The sequence below is a fragment of the Coleofasciculus sp. genome (genome assembly GCF_046539235.1).
Classification (GTDB): domain Bacteria; phylum Cyanobacteriota; class Cyanobacteriia; order Cyanobacteriales; family Coleofasciculaceae; genus Coleofasciculus.
Genome location: NZ_JBKHHI010000024.1, coordinates 1 through 22,000 on the forward strand (window position 1 = coordinate 1; position 22,000 = coordinate 22,000).

The window sequence follows — 22,000 nt, forward strand, 5'->3', positions numbered from 1 at the left end:
TCTCAAGCGCTGGTGGTATTGGGGAATTCAGCGCCCCGCTAAGATTTTCTGGAAGCGGTATCTCAAGCGCTGGTGGTATTGGGGAATTCAGCGCCCCGCTAAGATTTTCTGGAAGTGCTATCTCAAACGCTGGTGGTATTGGGGAATTCAGCGCCCCGCTAAGATTTTCTGGCATCGCCACTTTTATCGAACACTCAAAAAGCTGTTGGTCTCTGTTCATCGCCCCCTGTGTTTTCTGGATTACCACTACAGGAGTCTTCAGGTTGTTACCCAAGAACCAGCCGATATCTATCATGCCCATGATCTAAATGTATTGGCTGTTGCTTATCATGCCGCACAGAGACATGGAGCGAAACTTGTCTATGACTCCCATGAGTTCTATGTGGAAAGGAACAGGCAATATTCACTGACTCGAGTCGGTAAATTTCTGTTGAGTCGCTTTGAAGAGTTTTTGATTCGTAGAAGCGATGCGGTGATTACGGTGAGTGATACAATCGCTAAACAACTTGCTCAACGCTATCGCGTACCCGTTCCCACCGTGATTTTGAACGCACCTGCTCTGGTTCGCCGTTCCTGCCAAAATTCAGAACAGTCGATACGGCTAGCGCTGGACATTTCTGCTGACTATCATCTGCTTCTGTACTCTGGAGGCATCACCTTTAATCGGGGACTGGAGAAGATTATCCAAAGTCTGCACTATCTGACTGACTGCCATTTTGTGATGATGGGATATGGCTCACAAAAGTACATTGAACAGCTCCAAAACCTGGCGGTGAATGTTGGGGTAGCGTCTCGTGTCTCCTTATTTGGACCCGTACCCTCAGAAGCAGTAACAACCTATGCGGCTAGCGCGGATTTAGGCATTGCGGCGATTGAGAATGTCTGTTTGAGTTATTATTATTGCGCTCCCAACAAGTTGTTTGAGTATATTTCCGCTGGGTTGCCCGTGATTGCTAGCAATTTTCCGGAGATGCAAAAAATCATTACTCAATATGCGCTAGGATGCACGTTTGACCCCAGTCAACCTGAGGATATTGCCCGAGCAGCACGGGAAGTGTTGAGCAATCGGGAAGGTTTGCATCAGATGAGGGAGAATACATGGGTTGCCTCACAGATGTATAACTGGGAGAATGAGTCAAAAAAACTCCTGGCACTTTACCAAACACTTAGTTAATTTCTATGTCCCTGAGTCCAGAGTATTTCAGATATCTCGAACATTTTGGCAAAACGGTCACGGTTCAAGAGTTATCGGAAAACCCGCATCTACCTAACCTCATCGCTCTGCGTCATGATGTTGATTATGACCTAGATTTGGCTCTGGAGATGAGCTATTGGGAACATGAGCGGGGAATTCGTGCGACTTACTATTTGCTGCATACGGCGAGTTATTGGCATGAATCCCGCTTTTTGGACAAATGTCTTCAAATTCAGGATTTTGGTCATGAGGTTGGTCTTCATTTAAATAGTCTTTCCCAGTGGATTAGGGGTGATATAGAGGATGTGGCGTTGAGTTTGGAAAAGTTAATGGCTAGTCTGCGGGAGGTTGGGATACGGGTATCAGGTGTCTCGACTCATGGAGATCGGTTGTGTTATGAATGGGGGTTCATTAATTATTGGTGCTTTGCTGAACTCAAGCCTACTGATCCCAGTCTAGAATCGGGGTTGTCGGCTGAGGGGATACCTGTTAATCAGGATAGGTTTCAAATTTCTTATCCAGAGTCGGGTCAGCTTATTGTAGAGGGGAAACAGTTTAAGTTGTGGTCGGTGTCTATGGAAAAGTTGGGACTGACTTATGAAGCCGTCCATGTACCTCACGAATTCTACTATACGGATTCGGGGGGTGGATGGCATCGCTCAACTGATCCGCTGCAATCTTCCCTGAAGTCGGGAAGACACCAGGTTTTGATGCATCCTCTTTACTGGCGCGGTGAAAAAAAGATTTATTTTTTCCTGTCTACGGCGCGATCGGGTTCAAAATGGTTGGCTAATTTTTTGGATCAGGGGACTTCTCTGACAGCAAACCATGAATTTACGCTGAATCATCGCTTTCAACAGGGTGAATTGATTGAGGAAAAGCACACGGCTGAGGGGTTTACGAATCTGGTTACTCATAAGGATGAAGCGAAGCAGTTATGTCTGGAGTCTCGCACTTGGATTGAAGAGTTACCTGGTGATTATGGGGAGGCAAATGTGTATCTGGAGCGTTTTCCGGAGGTGATGACGGAGGTTTTTCCAGATGCGACGTTCATTCATATCCATAGAAATCCTCGGCAGGTGGTGCGTTCAATTATGAACCGAGACTGGTATGATACTCCAGATGATACCCGACATCCGATTATGGCGGTTCAAGGTTGGCGTGAGATGGGGCAATTTGAGAAAGCGTGCTGGTATGTGCGGAAGACTAACGAGACTTTGTTTTACTCCTGCCAACACCGTCTGGCGTTTGAGTTGATGGTGAAAGATTTAACCTATCTCAGGAATCAACTGCGATCGTGGGGGATTCCGGTGTTTCCTCGTTTGGCAGCAGCGGAATTTGAAAAAAAGATTAATGTTAACTATAGTGATGAGTTTCCTGAGTATGAAAACTGGTCGTCGCAGCAGAAGGTATTGTTCGCTGCGATTTGTGAGCCGATTGGTGTTGCTTTAGGGTACAATTCTGTCAGCAAGGCGCAACACAGGATTTTTAGTTATCTGGAGGGTTTATTGCTCAAATTTATTTTGCTCAAGTGGAGGGTTTATAGCTTTGCCAAGAAGTTATTTAAATCAAAGTCGGGGAAATCTGTCTGTAGAATAACATTTGGAAAAGATGGGTATCAAGGTTATTCTGTCTTGGGATGTCGGGTTCAGGTGACTGAGAACGGCATAGAAATTGTTCCAGAGGGCGGTAGAAATGCCCACTTGCTTATCGGTGGCGGTCAGTGGTATAAACTTGAAAGTAAAGAGGGATGGAAATCACAGGTAGCGCGTTACTATCGAGGGGATTTAGATGTGGATGTTGGTAGGCAGGGAGGAGTGCAGTTATTTTGCTTGATGTATGATGCGGCAGGGAAGCTAATGGCGAAACGCAGCTTAGGTCAAATTAGGCAAGATGAGGGAACATTTAAGTTTGCGTTTAGACCCAAGAGTAATGCTGAACGGTTCAACTTAGCCATTTATATGTCGGTTTCTCAATTGCCGGACAAGGTAAAAGTGAAAAGATTTGAGCTTGATCAGTTGTCTTTGTAGGTGTTCTTAGCGAGTGAACAAGTATGTATTAGCCTATTTATGAGAGGATATGACTAGACCCGTCTATTCAACACCAACAGAAGCGTTAACAGCGACCGATGAGTTTTACGCCAACCAGGAGGGTTTCCAGTATTCAGTCGAAATGGTAACGAACTGGATAAAAGCTCATGTTTTGCTTCCCAAGGCAGGAAGAGTGTTAGATTTGTGTTGTGGTGACGGCATTTGGTCTAAGGGAATGCAAAATGTTAATCCTAACTTGGATTTCTATGGCATTGATATCTCACAGGGGGCAATTAGTAAGGCGCGATCGCTACTCAAAACTGACGCTGAACACTTTGTTGTGGGTGACGCAGAACCTGATTTACCATTCCCCGATGATTTCTTTGAGTTGATTTTTGCTCGTGGACCAGGGCTTTATAATCAACACAATATGGATCGAACAGAAACAATTCATGTAATCGAGAATTGGCATAAAAAATTAGTGTTAAAGGGTAGGTTATATTCTATTTTTGCTTCAACGCCAGAAAAAATGGGAACTTATACTCCCATGGAGGAAGTGAAATTGCCTTATAATCGTAGTCCTCGAAAGACAAAATCGGTTGATTTTACCGGGGGTAAATATCATCATACAATTCAGTCATTTTTGGCTCCATTTTGGCAGGCTCAGAATGTCACCTTAATTAATTATAGCTTTTTCAATAATCTTCATATTCTTATAACTAAGCGTTCTGAAGTAAATTGATTATGGTATATGCATATAATCCAGATCGAAGTGGACTTAGCGAGGTCAAGTTACTCAACTTAGAGCCATGGCGTAGATATCCAACTGTTGATCAACTTGATCCAATCAAGGTTTTCCCTCGACCCGATAATTTACCCAGAATCACAAAAGAGACTCCGATTGCATCAATCGGAAGCTGTTTCGCACGAGAACTAAAATTTTGGCTCAAAGACAATGGCTTTAACTTTTTACAAGCGGGTAAAGGAGTTTGTAGTAAAGCGGGTTCTGCCCGATATGATCGGGTTTACAATACCTATTCTTTAAAACAAGAATTTGAAAGAGCATTTGGCTCGTTTGAACCTGTAGAGGAATGGTGGGAAGTTGAGGATTCTGGTACAAAACATCTTCTTGATCCTTATCGACGTAGGATTGCTTGGGAAAATCATCAAGAACGAAAGAGAGAGCTAGCTCAACACAAGGAAGAAGTTCGCAAGGCATTTACTGAGGCGGAATTAATTATTATCACAGTTGGTCAAGCAGAAATTTGGTATAATAAGTCAGATGGTTCCGTATTTCCGCTGGTTCCTCCTCCAGATGCTTTCGATGAGCAAAAACATGGTTTCCGTTTGACAACTGTTGAAGAAAATACGCAGAATTTACAACGAATCTATGACATGATCTCTGCCGTGAATCCAACAGCTTCTATAATTATTACGGTATCTCCTGTACCGTTGAGAGCAACGTTTCGTCATACATCTGCGGTTATAGCAAACAGTGCTTCCAAGGCTATTTTGCGAGCTGCGGTAGATTCGTTCGTTTTAAGCAACAGCGATAATGTGTGGTATTTTCCAGCCTACGAAATGGTCAAAGAAATAATCGTTAATCCATTTAAGGAAGACCATCGCCATGTTCGTCCAGAAGCTATTGCGAGTATTATGGATCTTTTTGCATCTTGGGTTTTAGAAAAAAAATTAAATTTTTATGGACATAAATTTAAATAATTAGACATATAAAATTGAAATAACAATGAATTTTATCAGGTTTAAGTTTTATTTTTTTATAGATGATTTTAATGCTAGAGAATATAAAAAGAATCAACTCAATGCTACGAAATTCACTCCAACCTTTATCAAAAGATGCAATGTTATTTCCTTGTGGTATGTCCCGTTCAGGTACTACTCTCCTTACTACTATCTTAGATTCACACAGCCAGGTATCTTTGGGATATGAACTGATACCTCCAAAAGTACCCGATCCGGTAACACTCAAAGAGCTTTTGGAAAAGGGATTAACATTAAGTGGCGGGAGTTTTGAGAAATGTGGGAAAGCACTTCGGAGTGCTGGGGAAAATGATGTTGGTTTATTTTTCAAAAGATGTCATAGAGCTAGTGTTTCTTTAGCAGAATTGCGAGAAGTTTTAGATGAACTGGAGAAGGAAGGATATCGTGAAATATCTACCCTAAGAGAGCGATTAGGAATTGCTTGGAAAATTACTCTCAGAAAGAAATTAAAGGAAAACAGCTTTATTTCTGGTTTTAAGCTGAATATATCTTCTTTTGAGGAAGCGTATAAACTTTTTCCTGGAGGATATTTTATCTATATCATTCGCGATCCGCGTGACGTGGTAGATTCTCATATAGAAAGAGGCTTTAAGAAAACACCTGAAGAAATCTGTTTCTCTTGGAATCAATATATTAAAAAATTTGATGAGTTTCAAAAAAAATATTCTAGCATTAGTTTAGTCATTAAATATGAAGATTTGGTAGATAATCCAAGACTAACGATTCACAATATCTTTGATATATTACCAATCAAGATTGAACAAAACGTATTTGAATTTTACAATTCAAAAGCATCGGTTCATAATAGCAATCATCCCAATTCGGCTAATTTAAGACGAGATTTTTTTACCACTAGTGTTGGCAGGTGGAGAAATGGATTAGATGAAAAAACCGCAAAGAAAGTAACAGATTTGTGCAAAGATAAAATGGTGGCTTATAATTATGTTTGATTTTTTAAGGAATTTCTTCAGAATAAATGATAAGGGTCAAGCCTTTGGTTTAACAACCCAAGAAATTGAAAAGAAACAGGCGCAGTTAAACCGAAGTAAGAAATATTTTATCTCAGACTATGAACGGCTATTGGAACCGTACATTAACAGTCATGAAAATCTCTGCCATATAGATTATGTCCGTGAAACTGAAATTGGCGATCGCAAAATTTTTCTGATTCGTCATGATGTCGATCATGACTACATTACGGCGCAAAACATTGCCAAATGGGAATATAAGCATGGTTTACGGGCGACCTACTGCTTACTTCACACGGCTTGGTACTATGGGTATTTGGAGTCAGACCAGATTATTCACACTAAAGAACTAATTGACTGTGCCAAACGGCTGTATGATTTAGGACATGAAATCAACTTTCATAATAATCTTGTGGTTACAGCGCTTAGAGAAAATATTAATCCAGAAAAACTCCTGGTACAGGAACTTGAGTTTTTTGATTCCATCGGTGTTCCTGTAGCAGGAACGTCAACCCACGGAGACTCTTTGTGTCGCCAGTTGAATTTTAGAAATTGGGAGATATTTCAAGAGTGTTGTGACGAGCGCTTTGGTGGTCCGAGAACAATCACTTTAGAGACAAAAGAGCGTCATGTTACAATTAAACTCGGAGAACACTCGATGTTCAATTTTGGTTTGGAATACGAAGCTTATGATTTCATTAGAGATATCTATCACACCGATTCGGGTGGTCATCTTCGCACACGACAGAAGGCACGCGGACGCAGACCTTTTGGGCGACAAGATTTAAGTAGAGGTGAAGTCGTCGGTATTCTTACTCATCCAATTTGGTGGAATTTTGAGAAGGTTTGAAGTGTCATAATGAACGAGCAAAATTATCCTGATATAAGTTCCCTTCCGCCTGAAACACGAAAAAAATTAAAACGTTTAGCTAGAATTCGAGGAGAATCCGAACCAGTTACTTTTGCCCAAGTTGGTCTTGAACTAATTGTCAAACTACCACGTAGCTTTAATAAAAATGTACGGGACTTGTTTGGTGTCGAGTTTACTGAGGCAGGTGTTAGGGATGAGCTAGCTTATGTGCAGTTAAGTAGCAGTCTTATTTTTTACGGTCATAGATCCAGACCTTTAGATATCAGAATATTCAACTGTATCAAAGATAAGCTTTCACCTGTGATCACCCCAGATACCTACAGGATAGCACGCGACGTTGCTTACCGTTATCTTAGTGAACGCTTCTGGTTCCGTCGAGAATTTTTACCAAATAAGGGTGGCACGATTGTTGAAGTCGGGGCATTTTGCGGTCATAAGACAATGCGTTTTGTTGATGAAGTCGTGGGTTCCACTGGTAAAGTTCTTGCCATCGAAGTGCTGCCGGACAATATTGCACCTTTACGTCGCAATGTGATGGAAAATGGTTTACATGATTGTATCGATATTTTGGAATCTGGTGTGTGGAAAGAACGCGGCACTATGTTACTTCACAGCAAAGGGCAACAAAGAAACTCTCTTGTGGATTTCGATGGGTTTGTGGCAGACCAAACAATCGAGGTTCGTACCGATACCTTGAATAATATTCTATCGGCTTGGGAACCAAAAATTATCAATTTTTTAGCTATTACGGTCAATAGTGCTGAACTAGAAGTACTGCAAGGCATGGACGAAGTTATAGATCGCATTGAGGTAATTTATGTTGTGGCTTCCTATGAAAGGAATGGTGCAACAACCTATAGAGACTGCGTACAATTCTTGCAAGATAAAGGATGTCATATCGCTCCAGCATCAACTGGCAAAGTCATCTATGCTGTTAGTTCGAGATATATAGATAAATATGCTGAATATCTCTCTATCTGAAGTTATGTTTAACCAACACCAGAAGATTTTGATATCCAGCTATGATATCATGTCCGGTCAAACACCCCTAATAAAAACGTCTGAAACCCTTGTTATTACAGCATTGCAATTATGGGCAATCGTCAGGACATGATATGACCCGCATTTCTCACAAGTTTTGCTATCTGAGTCGTCGAAACCTTTACCTGGACTAGGTTTCGAGCATTTTTGACCGACCCGAAATTTTGACAGAGTGTTGAAAGCCTTATTCTACGGTTAATTCAGGTTGTATGAGCCTTTGGGCAATTGTGGTGAGAAATCCGGGTATGAGCAGTAACGCACTTACTAGCTATTAATCGCTATTTTTTAGTCTAAATCATCGTTGTCAACGTCATCAGTCACAGGTTTTGTGTTAAACTGCCGGACTTTTTTGTTATCGTGAGCCGTTACTCGCATCTTGATTCCGTAAGTATCGCAACGAGCGCGGCATTCTTCAAACAATGTTAAGCATTCTTTCCACTCTGGATCTTTTGGCTTAATTTCTTCACGCGTATTGATATCCGTATTCGATAAGATCATCAAATGGTGAAAATAGATTTCATTAGCTCCTAGACGATTAGCTAATTCAGCAAACTCAACAATTCCTTTGTAGTTGGTTCGCATATACACCATTTTCAGTTCCACATTGGTGGTTTTTTCCTCACGAGCTTTTTTTAGCTCGATTATACCTTCACAAACTTTCTCAAAATCGTCCCGGCGGTGAATCTTGAAATAGTCTTCTCTGGTTGCACCCGCCATTGATATACTTAGTTCTAAATGATGAACTTGACTCAACACATCAATGTTTTGTTTCAACAGTGCTGCATTTGTCTGTAGTCTTAATTTCAGTTTGCCGCTCCCCTGGAAAAGCTCGACGAAATGATGCTTAGCGTCCTTGATTTTGAGCAGTGGTTCACCCCCTGTAAAAGTCAACACTTCAACCTGGTGTATACGCTTTTTCAAATACTCAATTGCTGCATCTGTCTGTTGCCAATGATTGTAGCTTGTGCTACCCATTTTGCAGAAAGTGCAACGATGGTTGCAGTAAGAACCCAGCGAAATTTTGACAGATTTTGGACTATCTAGAAGTAGATGACCCCGCTGATATTCTTCAGAAAGAAAATTATCAGACGAAGGCACGCTTAAGCTTGAGCCATTGTGCCATTGCAAAAGGGGACAATGAGGGTGACAAAATTTGTCATCTCCTGCTAATAAAGCTGTTCTTAGCTCTACCAAACCTGGATTATTCCATAAATCAGCGTCTGGGACTCGCGCATCAGCGGCAAAAATCACCCCTTCTTTCAAGTTACAGCAGGGACGAACACGGTTCTTGCCCAAGATAAACAGATGCTTCCAGGGAGCTTTGCAAGTAATCCGTCCTTTAGTTACTGCTTCCACATCGACAAAAAACTTTACATAGCGAGAAACAAAACGGGTTCCGTCAGATAATTTAGCAATGAGACGAATTTTATATGTACCATCCTCTAACGGTTCGGGAATGATAAATTCTTTCTGTTGCTTAGTCTCAAACGTCCAAGTGATTTCTCGTTCCAGCCACTTAACAATGAGGACAACGGTCGCGTCCATAGGCAAGTCAACCAAGCTGTACCACTTTACCCTAGGTTGGGCAAAAGTCTTGGAAAACGCAACAGGTTCGAGAATCTGCAAGAGTGCGGCTTCATTCAGCTCCTCCGGAATGGAAGACTGTTCTGCTGACTGTTCTGTGGAGACGCCATTCCCGGGCAAAAATTCTTCACTTGTCGTGTTGGCTACAGATTTCTGGAGCGTGTCGCTGGTTTGCATCACTATATCCTCGTCTACGTCACTTGCCGTTTACTATACTATCCTATTACAGTACTATATCTATGACTTCATTTTTTCTTAAGGATAGATTTACAGTTTGTATCGACTTTCGTTTTTTTTGCAAGCCTTAGCCTTATCTATCAAAGTAGATAAATTCTCTAAATCTGTGATCAAAATTAGTTAATCGTTGTCATAATGCCAAATTCCCCCAAACATACTTATCATTCACTTTTGTTGCGTAAACTCAAGGATTCGTTGATACGATACATCCTGACGCTTAGATGGTTACTTGCTGATTCAGTTTGGCGTTTCCGCATCGATTTTTTTATAATTTGTATAACTAGCTTCTTGGGAATCTTACTACAGGTTGGCGCATTTGGTCAAGTTCTTTACTACGCCCGTTTTTTGGAACAAGGAAAAAGATTGAATTTTCTTCACCAGAATTTTGATGCTCGTTCCTCGGTTGAGCTTTTCTTTGTGTTTGTTGTCAGTATTTTATTTTGTCTATTGTTCTCATCATGGCTCATTTATTTTTCGCGCTCAAAAATCATAACTTTAGGTCGTATATATGAAGAATTTTGTTCTAAACGAATCCTATTAATATTGAACTATAGCTTCGCAACTGGAATTTTAGATGAAGTAACCTATGATGACAAGATTTTTTATAGACTTGCTACTAGTGATTCTCGCTACTGTGGTAGAGTTTTACGGATCATTACCAACACCTTTATTCCGGCAATAACTTTTGCCGTTAATTTTTTAGTTTTGCTCTATATTAACTTTTTTTTGACCCTGGTTGTGTTTATTTTAATAGCAATCTCATTACTTTTTTTATACGAAGTAAATGTTAAAGGTGCTACAAATTCTCATTTAATGGAGCAATATGCTCGGAAAGCTGCAACTGAAAAACGTCAAATCATCGCTAGACAGCAATTAGTAGCTACACCTTTGACAGCTATGTCAATAGAAAGAAGTTTTATCTCAGGAGAGCAAAAGCAATATTTAGATGCTTTTGAAGGTAAACTTCAGGCAGTATTTAAAAGTGAATTTGTTAGCAATGTTTTTTTTGCTATAATTATTTCCGTTATTCTTGTGATATTGGGCATATTCATTTTCCATAAAAAAGCAGGTTGGGGAGAATTGATTGTTTATTTAATTGCTTTGCGATACGGATTAGTCAATTTAAGACAAGTAAATAAGCAGCTAACAAGTATTAATCGCTTTTATCCTCAAGTTAGACGATATTTCCATTTTGTAGAAGCGGTTAAAAATAATTTCAATAGTCACTCGGTTGACGATGAGTATACTATTACAGCAAATTCAATACTCATAAGCAAGTCTTATTTTAATTATCAATTAAAAGCGGGAAATCGAATCGGCTTAATCTGTTCGGTTGAGTTAAATCGTTATACATTACCTTTTATCACTAACTGTTTAATGAGAGAATCCTCAAAGTCATTAAACAGTACTGTTAGTGCGACGTGGTTTGTAACTTCAAAATATAAATATATTGAGAGAATGCCATTCAGAGAACTTGTCGGATTACCTCCTGAGTATAGCTGGGATAATCTTGAACAAGATCTCAAAGAGACTGAATTATGGAATAAAATCCAAGAACAGCTTCCAGATAATCTAGACAAACAGATTTCCATAGATGCATGGAATCAAATCGATTCAGAACTGAAGTTTTCTCTGGGTTTACTCACGGCTTTACATTCTAATTGCTACTGGGTAATGATTGAAGAATCAGGTTTACGATCCTTATCAGAGGAAACGAAACAGTATTTTCTGGAACACCTTTCCGATAAAATAATAGCAATTGTATTTTCAAAAAATATAAAAAATGTAGGTGCGTACAAGGAAAATGTGATTGCCGTCATCCATGAAAATAACTTAATTGGTTTGGGTTCTATAGATTGGTTTACAAAAAATAAACATAAAATTGATGGTATTTTGTTAGCCTCCTATAGTCAACGTGTAAAATTAGACAATGATAATTTTGATGAATACGATGAGGATGAATAATAAAAAATGATGATTTTAACTTTTAATTAAATCAAAGTAGAGTGTAGTGAAGTGCCAAACACAAGCAATATGCTTTTTAATAGGATGTATTTGATTAAAAAAAATAAATTAACAGTAAAAAAAATTGCCAATTTGCTTTTAGATAGACTAGAACCCAAATGGCTATATAAGTATCGAGTTCTCAATTCCCCGCGATCTAAAAAACTGAAGCAACTCGCCGAAATCAGAGGCGAATCAATTCAGCAAATCCTTGACAAACTCCCCAAAAGCGTCATTCGCAATCCGCCTCGGAAATTCAATAAAATCACACGTTATCCCATTGGCGTTGACTTCACTGAGGCAGGACTCAAGGATGGTCTAGGGTATGTCAAATTAGCCAACGGCAGAATTTTCTACGGTCATCCCTCGATTGAATACTATCGCAAAGTTTACGCTGGGATTCAGGATCTCGTATCACCCAATTTAACCCCTGATAGTTACCGAGTCGCCATGGATGTCGCAGCTCGATATCTGGGAGGGGACAATTCCAACTACGGCTGGTATGATAAATTAAAATCAAAACAGTCCTATCAATGGTCTATATTCCTCGCTCAATTCGCCGTCGCTTTCATGTTTGCCAATGCCTGTTACTGGAAATTAACCCGTGATAATTTTCAGTTTGGCTGGGCATTCTCCGATAATTTACGAAACGCCCTCGCCGTGGGTTGGTATCGGTCTAAAGGGAATCCACCTGCCCATGTTTCCTGGATTATGTCCCATGAATGGGCATGGAAATCCCTGGCTCTGGGCAATATTATCGCTCAGGGAACTACCATTTTAGCCTGTTTTTTAGTCAAACGACCGCTTTGGCGTTTTATCTTTGGTAGTCTGTTTTTCTTTGAAACCTTAGGACTGGGCATAGTTGTGGGATTATGGCATCCAGAATGGCTCCCTTTAACTGCCCTCTTCGTGGATTGGGATCGCTTTTTCTCCTGGATAGGACGTCAGTTAAAACCATTACGCCATAAATCTTTAATTACGGTTTACTATGATGAAACATCGGGTCTTGACAACCGGATCATGCATTTGATATATGCTCTAGATTGGTTGCGCTTGGTCAATTACGTTCCCCTACAATCTGTTGACGAAAAGGACTTGCCAGCGGGCAGTACAATCGAGAAATTAAGTCGAGAAATCGGATTTGTTACGCAAGGACAATTGAGTTATGGATTTAAGGGATATTTACGACTATTATGCCGTTTGCCCTTAACCTTGCCACTGTCGGTCTTACTCTCTATTCCTCCTCTCTCATTTCTAGGAAACCAAATTTATCGCTGGCTTGTCCACAACAGACGTTCTAAGTTGCTTCCTAAAGCAACAAAATCATTACCCTTCAAGGGATTTCGGACTCATTTTTTTCGCGGACTCACCAGTCTATATATCCTCCTCTTTTCTGGATATTACATCTATACCGGAATGACCAAAGCTGAACGGGAACACCGCAACTATCCTTTCAGCGCTTTTACCGTATACAGTAGTATTAGAGCCAAAGAACCGTATCACGAACACGCTCCCTTTGAATACGTTGGCAGTCAACTGGAGATTACCACAACCGAGTCTTCCCTATCTCAGGCAAAACGCGAACGATTCAACCGAAGATATAAACGGCTTTACCAGGCAAAAACGCTAGAAAAGCTGCGACTACGATTAGCAGCAGTGATGAAAGACTTAAATCTTAAATTCAAGATTAGCGATGTCGAGAAACTAGCCGCGACAAAGATTATCTGGCAAGTCCCCGCCTATCCAGAGGATCACCAACCGATTCCCATTCACCAGGGTTTGATCGGCATTTTAGACCAATCAGGACATTTCTACGCCGTTTCTGGGGAGGTTGAGAAACATAAGCCATCAGAGGGTTACTTGCTTAAACTCACCACTCAAGGGTATGAAAACCCAGAATTTCGCATTGCTTATCAGCTCAACCTTTCCGGGGACATAAAACCCTTAGCTGGAACATTTAAAGGAAATAACTTCTATTTCCATCCTCCAGAAACAGGAACCTATCATTTGCTGATTTTTGTCAAGGACTCCCTGATTCAAGGTAAAGCTGGGGAAGAACAAGCCTACTTTGGTCCAAAGGTTAGAGTTAAAGAGAATTAGGATCTGCTGAATTTGCTCTGGCGACTGGAAGTCGCAGCTACACAAACAAAGTCCGCCTGCGCGGACTAGATTAAGGGCTGCTGAATAAGGGGGAGGACAGAGGATGCTTCGCTTTTTTGCACGGGAGAAGGGGGATCGGATGCTCTTGCTCCCCTCTCCCAAGCTTGGGAGAGGGGCTGGGGGTGAGGGCTGGCGTGGGAGAGGGGCTGGGGGTGAGGGGTTGAGCTTAAGTTGACACGGATGGATAATATCGTGCCTATACAGGTAGCTTCTGTATTAATTCAGCCAACCCAAATTAGCCTAATCCCTGCTTCAGCATCTGAACCACTAACTCAATATCCGCCTGACTCATCTCCGCCCAAATTGGCAAACTCAATACCTCCCCAGCCAACTGTTCGCTAACGGGGCTCACCGGATATTGCCCCTGATAAACAGGTAACCGATCCTGGGGCACCGGATAATAAATCATCGAACCAATCCCCTGTTCTGCCAAATACTGCTGCACTTGATCGCGTTTCCCTGATAAAATCCGCACCGTATATTGGTGAAACACATGCCCATCCGCCAACTCCGGCGTCACAACCCCAGACACATCCGCCAATAACTGATTATACGCCTGGGCAACCCGACGCCGCCCCTGATTCCAACCATCCACATACCGCAGCTTCACCCGCAAAATCGCCGCTTGCAGCGTATCCAATCGCGAATTATATCCCAACACCTGATTGTGATACTTTTTCTTTGCCCCATGCACCCGCAGCATCCGCGCCATCTCTGCCACTTGGTCATCATCTGTCACAATTAAACCCCCATCCCCATACGCCCCCAAGTTCTTCGAGGGAAAAAACGAAAACGCGCCAACATCGCCCATCGTCCCCGTCTGCTTACCCCTCAGCGCCGCCCGGGTACTCTCCTGACAAGAGGAACAAGTGCCGGAATAAACTGCCCCAAACGACTGGGCACAATCTTCTATCACCTGCAAACCCCGACTCTGGGCAATTTCCCTAATCTGTCCCATCGCCGCTGGATTGCCGTAGAGGTGAACGGGTAAAATAGCTTTAGTCCGAGCGGTAATTTTATCGGGAATCGCCCTCGGATCAAGATTAAACGTCCTCGGGTCAACATCCACAAAAATCGGTCTAGCCCCAACAGTACTAATCGACTCCGCCGTGGCAAAAAAACTAAACGGTGTCGTAATCACCTCATCCCCTGCACCAATTCCCAGCGCCCGCAAGCCAATCACCAGCGCATCAGTTCCGGAATTCACCCCGATCGCGTGCTTAACCCCCAGATACGCCGCTACCTCCTGCTCAAACAGCTTCACCTCCGGTCCCATAATGAACCGCCCCGACTCCAACACCTGAGCGATCGCCGCTTGAATCTCCGCCTGAATCGCCTGGTATTGGGGCTTTAAATCTAGAACCGGGATTTTCATCTCACCCATTTCAATCCACTTTTCCTAACCGTCTGACTTCTATTGGGGATACCTGCTGATACTGAGTCCCTGTAGAATCAACAGCATAACCATCAGCATCAAACTTTAGCACATCACCGTAAGCACTCATCCATCCCCGAATCCTGGCTGGCACACCAGCCGCGATCGCATAAGCAGGTATGTCTTTCGTCACCACCGCCCCAGCCGCAACAAAAGCATACTCCCAAAGCGTCACCCCACAAACAATCGTGGCATTTGCCCCAATACTCACCCCTCGCTTCACCAACGTGGTCAAATAATCCTCACTGGTATTCCGAGGGTACTCGCATCGAGGCGTCTTAATATTCGTAAACACCATACTCGGTCCACAAAAGACGAAATCCTCTATAATCACCCCCTCATACAGAGAGACATTATTCTGAATTTTGCAGCCATTACCAATCACCACCTGATTAGCCACAAACACATTCTGCCCCAAGGAACAGTTTTGACCAATCTTTGCCTTACCCATAACATGACAAAAATGCCAAATTTTCGTCCCTGTACCAATCTCAACCCCCTGATCCACATAGGCAGACTCATGTACAAAATAATCAACCATCCAGCAACTCCTGGGCTTTCTCCAGAATTTCCACCACGGCTACCCCATTCCAACCATCGGAACGGGGAGATTCACGAGTCTTGAGACAATGTAGGAAATGTTCACACTCAATTTTCAGGGGTGTCGATGTTGCCACCTCCGGACACCAACTCCCCTGATCTCGATTATTCAACTGCTCATCCACCCCTTTCTGATACACCGTAACCCTTTGCGAAACCTCATCGTAAACCAACATTTGCTCACTCCCAATCACCACCGTACTCCGCTGGAGTTGGGGCCAATACCAGGAACAATGCAGATGAGCCGTTTGTCCGCCAACAAATTCTAAGTCTACATGAACATTATCCTCAATCCCTGGCTGTAATATCGCCTGTCCCTGGGCTTGCACCTGTCGAATCTGAGGATTACCCAACAGATCTAACACCACGGACAGATCATGAGGCGCAAAGGACCACCAAACATTTTCCTCTCGCCGCACCTTACCCAACTTCAGCCGCTGAGTTGCCACATGCAAAACCTTTCCCGCTTTCCCACTCACCAAATACTCCCGCATCCACGCGATCGCGGGTTGGTACAGTAGTAAATGCCCGACCATCAAAATCAGTGAATGCGCCGCCGCATAGTCCGCCAGATGCCTTGCTTCTGCTGTCCGCAATGTCATCGGCTTTTCCACAAACACATCCTTCCCTGCTTCCAAGGCAGCTAGAGCAAGGTGAAAATGGGTGGGTGCTGGCGTCGCCAAGACTACCGCCTGTGCGTCTGACTCCAGTACAGTCTGATAGTCCTGATAAATCGGAACTCCCGGATAAACCGTAGAAATTTTGCCGCGCAGCTCCGGATTCACCTCCGCCACACCTGCTAAAGCGGCTAATTCATCAAAATTCCGAACTAAATTCTTCCCCCAGTTTCCCGCACCAACGACTATCACCTGAGTCACAATAGTGTCACCTTTTCTTTGTCACAATTCAACGTTCGAGTCACACCTCGCGTATCTAGCACAGCGTTTGCCTGAGCAATCAAGTTGAGATAATCAATCTGGCTGTGATCCGTGGTAATAATCACCAAATCTACTGCCCTTAAGACATCATCCGTCAGTTCAATTGACCGAAATGTCTCTCCGGCGACTTCAATCTCCGGGACATAGGGGTCATGATAAACAACATCCACCCCATCCGCCAAGAGAGAGCCAATCACGATAGTCGCTGGCGACTCGCGCCAATCCGCCAAATTTTTTTTATACGCCGCTCCCACCACCAGCACCTTCGCCTTCGCCGGAGCAATCCCCAATCGATTTAGCACACGCCACGCCTTTTCTCGGACAAATTCCGGCATACGGCGGTTAATTTCACCGGCTAGGGCAATAAAGCGAGTTTCAAAATTAAATTCCTTCGCCTTCCATTCCAAATAGTGGGGGTCAAGGGGGATACAATGACCACCTACGCCGGGTCCAGGGTAAAATGGCATAATGCCGAAGGGTTTGGTATTGGCAGCATCTAGCACCTCCCAGACATTCAGATCCATGCGATCGCACAATAAGGCTAGCTCATTCACTAAAGCGATATTGACCGCACGAAAGGTATTTTCAAACACCTTAACCAGTTCAGCAGTCTTCGCACTGCTGACTGGCACGACATGTTCAATGGTTTGTTTGTAGAATAATGTAGCGACTTCCAAGGAATAGGGGTCAGAAGCGCCAACCACCTTACTGGTATTCTTAGTCGTATACCGTTGATTACCAGGGTCTACCCGTTCTGGGGAATGAGCAACAAAGAAATCCTCACCTTGCTTTAAGCCACTGGTTTGTTCCAGCAACGGTTTCATCACTTCATCGGTTGTTCCTGGATAAGTTGTGGACTCCAATGTCACCAACTGTCCGGGTTTTAAATGCTGGGCAATTGCTTGAGTCACATTCTCGATATAGCTGAGGTTGGGGGTCAGATTTTTGGTCAGCGGCGTAGGTACACAGATTACAATCACATCCATTTCCGACACTCGGTTAAAGCCGACAACGGCTTGCAGTTTGCCGCTGATGACCACCTTTTTTAAATCGTCATCGTTAACATCTGTGATATAGTTTTGTGCCAGATTCACTTGCTCCGCTCTCCGGGGATTCTGCTCAATGCCCAGCACTTGGTAGCCCACCTTGGCTTTTTCAACGGCAAAGGGCAACCCGACATATCCCAAACCCACAACACCAACCACGGCGGTATGGGCTTTGATTTTATTTTGCAGGTTTATTAAGGCTGGAGGCTTATCAATCATCTACTTCAGTGCCATAGTTTTGAATTAGAGCAGTTAAACTGAAGGATTGTTATTAGACTCTTTCGTGTCGTTCACTCCCTCATTGAGGACACTTTAACTCGTTTGCACTGCTTTCTGACTATTGGATCACAGATTATTCCTCCCGACAGTTACGATCAGCCAGAATACCTCGATGCATAGCGTATCATAAATTTCACAATCAACAGCAACACAAAGGATTATTCCCACGTCTAGAGTCAAACAAGGTGTAAACCTCAGTGTATTCAGCCCCATCCGGCATTCTGTCATTAACCATGAAACGGGCAATTTTAGTTACGGGTCACTACTGGCACTCCAAACGCAAAGCTGGTTTTCACTGGCTGGCTGATGCCTTGCACCGTCTAGGTTGGGAGGTGATTTTTTTTACAGCGCCAATTAGCTGGTTATCGGTTATTCGTCAAGATTACCGTTTGGCTTATCCTGTGCTACAAGAAGCCAACCGACTGATCCAAGTTGATCAAGGGATGTGGAGTTATGTCTGGTTTACCCCTTGGCATCCGGCAAATTTACGCCTGAAATTCCTCAATCAACTCTGTCACCGTTTATTCGACGGCTACAGTAAGTTTCCCTTAGCAGCCATAGAGCCAATCATTTCTCAGAGTGACCTAATTATCTTTGAAAGTACACCGGCTTTGCTTCTATTTGAGAGATTCAAACAGCTCAATTCCCGTGCCAAGTTTATTTACCGAGTTTCTGATGATCTACGCCTATTGGGGAACCATCCCGTTGTTTTGGAAACTGAACAGCATATTGCCGGAAAGTTTGACTTGGTGAGTGTTCCCAGTCAGCCCATTTACCGTCTTTTTGAGGGACTTCCTCAGCTAAGACTAAACGTTCACGGAATTCGTCCAGAGCTATTTGAACAAGAGTATGTCAATCCTTATCCATCGTCGAACCATCCTAACCTAATCTTTGTCGGCAACTCCAATTTTGATCACAATTTTCTCGCTCACGCCAGCCAGCTTTTTCCGGATTGGTATTTCCACATTATCGGTTCCATCAACAACTTACCTGATCGCCCAAATATTATTACTTATGGAGAGTTACCCTTTGAACAAACCATTCCCTACATCAAATATGCCGACATTGGTTTGCAAACTCTGTCCTACCGTCCCGGCATGGAATCTATGACCAATAGCCTAAAAATCATTCAATATACTTACTGCCAATTGCCGATTATTGCTCCACTATATTTGCATTCTTCTCGATCTAATTTTTGTTACTACCAGCCTGGAGATGCCCTCAGCATTCAGCACGCCCTACAAGAAGCATTTAACTATAACCGAACCCAAATCTCCAAGGATGCAATCTATTCCTGGGATGAAATAATCAAGCAATTTATTCAAACTGTGGTCTAAACCAATAATAATAAATCAGGTTCACTGAGCCCTGGTTGGGAACTTGCTTTTAACTTAGGTATGTCACAGCAAAAACTCATTATTAACCTTTCCTTTTTAATGCGTCAGCCAACAGGAATTAGTAGTTATGCCTTCAATCTACTGCCCCAGTTACGTCCTGTTTCGCCGACTCTTCTGATTTCTCAACCCCTCTCCTCATACGACTGTTACAAGACACCTCCCGGTCAAACTCCAGAACAAGGACTAAGAGGTCATCTCCGCCGTTTACTATGGACTCAATTACAGTTGCCCAAAATTTATCAACAGTTGAAATCTCAGTTGCTGTTTTCTCCCATTCCTGAAGCGCCCCTTAATAGCAATTGTCGCTACATAGTCATGGTTCATGACCTAATCCCGCTGCGCTTTCCCAAACCTAACTCTCCCCTCACCCCCTACTTCCGTTACTATATCCCCCAAATCCTCACCCAAGCCCAACATATCCTCTGTAACTCCACCGCCACCGCCAGAGACATTACCGACTTTTACCACATCCCCGCCACCAAAATCACGCCCATACCCCTAGCTTACGACACCAACCACTTTCGCCCCCTCTGCGCCCCTCTGCGCTACCCTCTGCGCCCCTCTGCGTTTCCCAAACAGCCCCACGAAGCAACTTCAGCCAACCCCTACTTCCTCTATATCGGACGCCATGACCCCTATAAAAACCTGCACCGACTCATCAACGCCTTTGCCACACTTCCCAACTCTAGGGACTATGAACTGTGGATTGCTGGGTCAAGTGACAAACGATACACCCCTAAACTGCAAGCCCAAGCCAACCACCTCGGCTTAAGCCATCAAATCAAATTTCTCAACTATGTTCCCTACAACCAACTACCCATCCTCCTCAACAACGCGATCGCACTTATTTTCCCCAGTCTCTGGGAAGGCTTTGGACTCCCGGTTCTAGAAGCCATGGCTTGTGGGACTCCGGTAATCACCTCCAACCTCTCCGCCCTCCCCGAAGTCGCTGGTGATGCGGCTATCCTGGTGAACCCTTACAACACCCTGGAACTCTCAGCAGCTATGCACTCCATCGCCACCGACAGCCAACTGCGATCGCGCCTTAGCACCCTCGGACTTCAACGCGCCCGTCAATTCAGCTGGGCAAAAACTGGACAGCAAACGGTTGAAGTCCTGGGAAACTATCTATAACATCTTTCTACAAACTTAATTCATAGTCCATCGCCTTAAACCATGAACCATGAACCAGAAACAAAAAATCCCACGCTTAAAAAACGTGGGATCAACAGCAACCAGAATTAATCTTCCGTCGCTGACACAAACTCTTCTTCTTCAATCCCCTCTTCTTGAGATTCAGGAGTAACGCCTTCCTGTTGTGCCAGCATCTTCTCCCGATACTTCTGAGCCATTTCTTCTGCCTGATCGTAGACTCGATCCCGATTGTTGATCATATCTCCCGGTTCAGGTTCCAACTGCTTCGTTGACAGCGAAATCCGACCGCGTTCGGCATCCAAGTCAATGATCATCACTTTCAATTCATCATTGACATTAAACACACTATGAGGCGTATCAATATGATCATGAGAAATTTCTGAAATGTGTAGCAATCCGCTCACACCACCAATATCAATGAACGCACCGTAAGGCTTAATCCCCCGTACCGAACCAACGACCACTTCACCGACTTCTAAGCGGTTCATCTTGCGCTCAACCAAAGCGCGACGGTGAGAGAGAACCAGACGGTTTCGGTCTTCGTCTACCTCTAAGAATTTTAGCGGCAGTTCTTCGCCAACTAAATCTTCCTTTGGTTTGCGAGTGCTAATGTGGGAACCGGGAATAAAACCTCGTAGCCCTTCAATGCGAACCAGTGCCCCACCTCGGTTTGTGGCAAAAACCAAAGAACGGACGGTCGCGTCTTCAGTTTGAAGCTGGCGCACCCGCTCCCAAGCCCGCATATACTCAATCCGGCGAATGGAAAGGGTGAGTTGCCCATCTTCATTCTCGTCAGTCAAAATGAAAAATTCTCGCGTTTCATTTGACTGCAATACTTCTTCGGGAGCGTCAACCCGATTAATTGACATCTCCTGTATGGGAATATAAGCGGCGGTTTTAGCACCAATGTCAATCAGAGCGCCTCTTGGCTCCAGACTGAATACTGTACCTGCGACAATATCACCAGGGCTAAAGTGATAATCATATTTGTCGAGGAGGGCGGCAAAATCGTCGTGAGTGAAGCCAATATCTATTGTATTTGTGTTCTGACTGAGCATGCGCGTTGTGTTTCCTTGTTTAATCTCCGTAATGACTATGCCTCCTGTCGATGTACTCGCACGTCGGTATTGTGCCACCTACACCTACATTGCTTTGTCTCAACCTTATTTTAAAATATTTAATAAAGTCCAGACAGGTAATTATAACTCAATCTGGATCGCCCTGTTGAGATTGAGAAGTACACAAAACTTTATCAAATCAGATATACTAAAGCGTGAA

Annotated in this window: 17 protein-coding genes; 11 read left to right on the top strand and 6 right to left on the bottom strand. The window is 43.3% G+C overall.

The features are described from left to right. The 7 genes from ACLFWI_RS04185 to ACLFWI_RS04215 all read left to right on the top strand — a co-directional run. The coding region (locus ACLFWI_RS04185) for a glycosyltransferase family 4 protein (RefSeq protein WP_446411875.1) at positions 1–1,174 on the top strand (1,174 nt) is incomplete at its 5' end. A 5-nt stretch (positions 1,175–1,179) separates the two neighbouring features. After that, the gene (locus ACLFWI_RS04190) at positions 1,180–3,225 is read left to right on the top strand and encodes a sulfotransferase (RefSeq protein WP_446411876.1); all 2,046 of its coding nucleotides are present in this window, start codon (positions 1,180–1,182) and stop codon (positions 3,223–3,225) included. Positions 3,226–3,274: 49 nt separating this feature from the next. Further along, positions 3,275–3,967, top strand: a complete 693-nt coding sequence (locus tag ACLFWI_RS04195) for a class I SAM-dependent methyltransferase (RefSeq protein ID WP_446411877.1) — start codon at positions 3,275–3,277, stop codon at positions 3,965–3,967. Between the two features lie 2 nt (positions 3,968–3,969). Beyond that, entirely contained in the window at positions 3,970–4,947 is a 978-nt protein-coding gene (locus ACLFWI_RS04200; protein ID WP_446411878.1) for a GSCFA domain-containing protein, read from the top strand. A gap of 101 nt (positions 4,948–5,048) precedes the next feature. Then, entirely contained in the window at positions 5,049–5,957 is a 909-nt protein-coding gene (locus tag ACLFWI_RS04205) for a sulfotransferase (RefSeq protein WP_446411879.1), read from the top strand. After that, entirely contained in the window at positions 5,950–6,825 is an 876-nt protein-coding gene (locus tag ACLFWI_RS04210) for a hypothetical protein (RefSeq protein WP_446411880.1), read from the top strand. The genes ACLFWI_RS04205 and ACLFWI_RS04210 overlap by 8 nt, the downstream gene beginning before the upstream one ends. Positions 6,826–6,834: 9 nt before the next feature. Then, positions 6,835–7,827 (top strand): FkbM family methyltransferase, encoded by a 993-nt coding sequence (locus ACLFWI_RS04215; RefSeq protein WP_446411881.1) that lies wholly within the window; start codon positions 6,835–6,837, stop codon positions 7,825–7,827. A gap of 345 nt (positions 7,828–8,172) precedes the next feature. Here ACLFWI_RS04215 and ACLFWI_RS04220 read toward each other — a convergent pair whose 3' ends face one another. Continuing rightward, positions 8,173–9,648, bottom strand: a complete 1,476-nt coding sequence (locus ACLFWI_RS04220; RefSeq protein ID WP_446411882.1) for a radical SAM protein — start codon at positions 9,646–9,648, stop codon at positions 8,173–8,175. Positions 9,649–9,996: 348 nt separating this feature from the next. On the opposite strand from ACLFWI_RS04220, the gene ACLFWI_RS04225 reads away from it, so the two are divergent. Beyond that, positions 9,997–11,673: a hypothetical protein gene (locus ACLFWI_RS04225; protein WP_446411883.1), complete on the top strand. Its 1,677-nt coding sequence runs from the start codon at positions 9,997–9,999 to the stop codon at positions 11,671–11,673. A gap of 84 nt (positions 11,674–11,757) precedes the next feature. After that, positions 11,758–13,812, top strand: a complete 2,055-nt coding sequence (locus ACLFWI_RS04230; RefSeq protein ID WP_446411884.1) for a thiol-disulfide oxidoreductase DCC family protein — start codon at positions 11,758–11,760, stop codon at positions 13,810–13,812. Positions 13,813–14,107: 295 nt separating this feature from the next. On the opposite strand, the gene ACLFWI_RS04235 is transcribed toward ACLFWI_RS04230, so the two are convergent. The 4 genes from ACLFWI_RS04235 to ACLFWI_RS04250 are packed head-to-tail and all read right to left on the bottom strand — an operon-like array spanning position 14,108 to position 18,110. Then, positions 14,108–15,256: a DegT/DnrJ/EryC1/StrS family aminotransferase gene (locus tag ACLFWI_RS04235; RefSeq protein WP_446411885.1), complete on the bottom strand. Its 1,149-nt coding sequence runs from the start codon at positions 15,254–15,256 to the stop codon at positions 14,108–14,110. Between the two features lies 1 nt (position 15,257). Beyond that, a complete protein-coding gene (locus ACLFWI_RS04240) occupies positions 15,258–15,848 on the bottom strand; it encodes an acyltransferase (RefSeq protein ID WP_446411886.1) in 591 nt (196 codons plus the stop codon). Next, positions 15,841–16,785: a Gfo/Idh/MocA family protein gene (locus ACLFWI_RS04245; protein WP_446411887.1), complete on the bottom strand. Its 945-nt coding sequence runs from the start codon at positions 16,783–16,785 to the stop codon at positions 15,841–15,843. Before ACLFWI_RS04245 ends, ACLFWI_RS04240 begins: the two co-directional genes overlap by 8 nt. Beyond that, the gene (locus tag ACLFWI_RS04250) at positions 16,782–18,110 is read right to left on the bottom strand and encodes a nucleotide sugar dehydrogenase (protein ID WP_446411888.1); all 1,329 of its coding nucleotides are present in this window, start codon (positions 18,108–18,110) and stop codon (positions 16,782–16,784) included. Before ACLFWI_RS04250 ends, ACLFWI_RS04245 begins: the two co-directional genes overlap by 4 nt. Before the next feature lie 257 nt (positions 18,111–18,367). On the opposite strand from ACLFWI_RS04250, the gene ACLFWI_RS04255 reads away from it, so the two are divergent. Together ACLFWI_RS04255 and ACLFWI_RS04260 are read left to right on the top strand one after the other, a co-directional pair. Then, positions 18,368–19,507 (top strand): GumK N-terminal domain-containing glycosyltransferase, encoded by a 1,140-nt coding sequence (locus ACLFWI_RS04255; RefSeq protein ID WP_446411889.1) that lies wholly within the window; start codon positions 18,368–18,370, stop codon positions 19,505–19,507. Between the two features lie 60 nt (positions 19,508–19,567). After that, on the top strand, positions 19,568–20,701 hold the full coding sequence (locus tag ACLFWI_RS04260) for a glycosyltransferase family 4 protein (RefSeq protein WP_446411890.1): 1,134 nt from the start codon (positions 19,568–19,570) through the stop codon (positions 20,699–20,701). Between the two features lie 107 nt (positions 20,702–20,808). Here the strand turns inward: ACLFWI_RS04260 and ACLFWI_RS04265 are convergent, their stop codons facing one another. Then, positions 20,809–21,780 (bottom strand): 30S ribosomal protein S1, encoded by a 972-nt coding sequence (locus ACLFWI_RS04265; RefSeq protein WP_446411891.1) that lies wholly within the window; start codon positions 21,778–21,780, stop codon positions 20,809–20,811. Between the last annotated feature and the right edge of the window lie 220 nt (positions 21,781–22,000).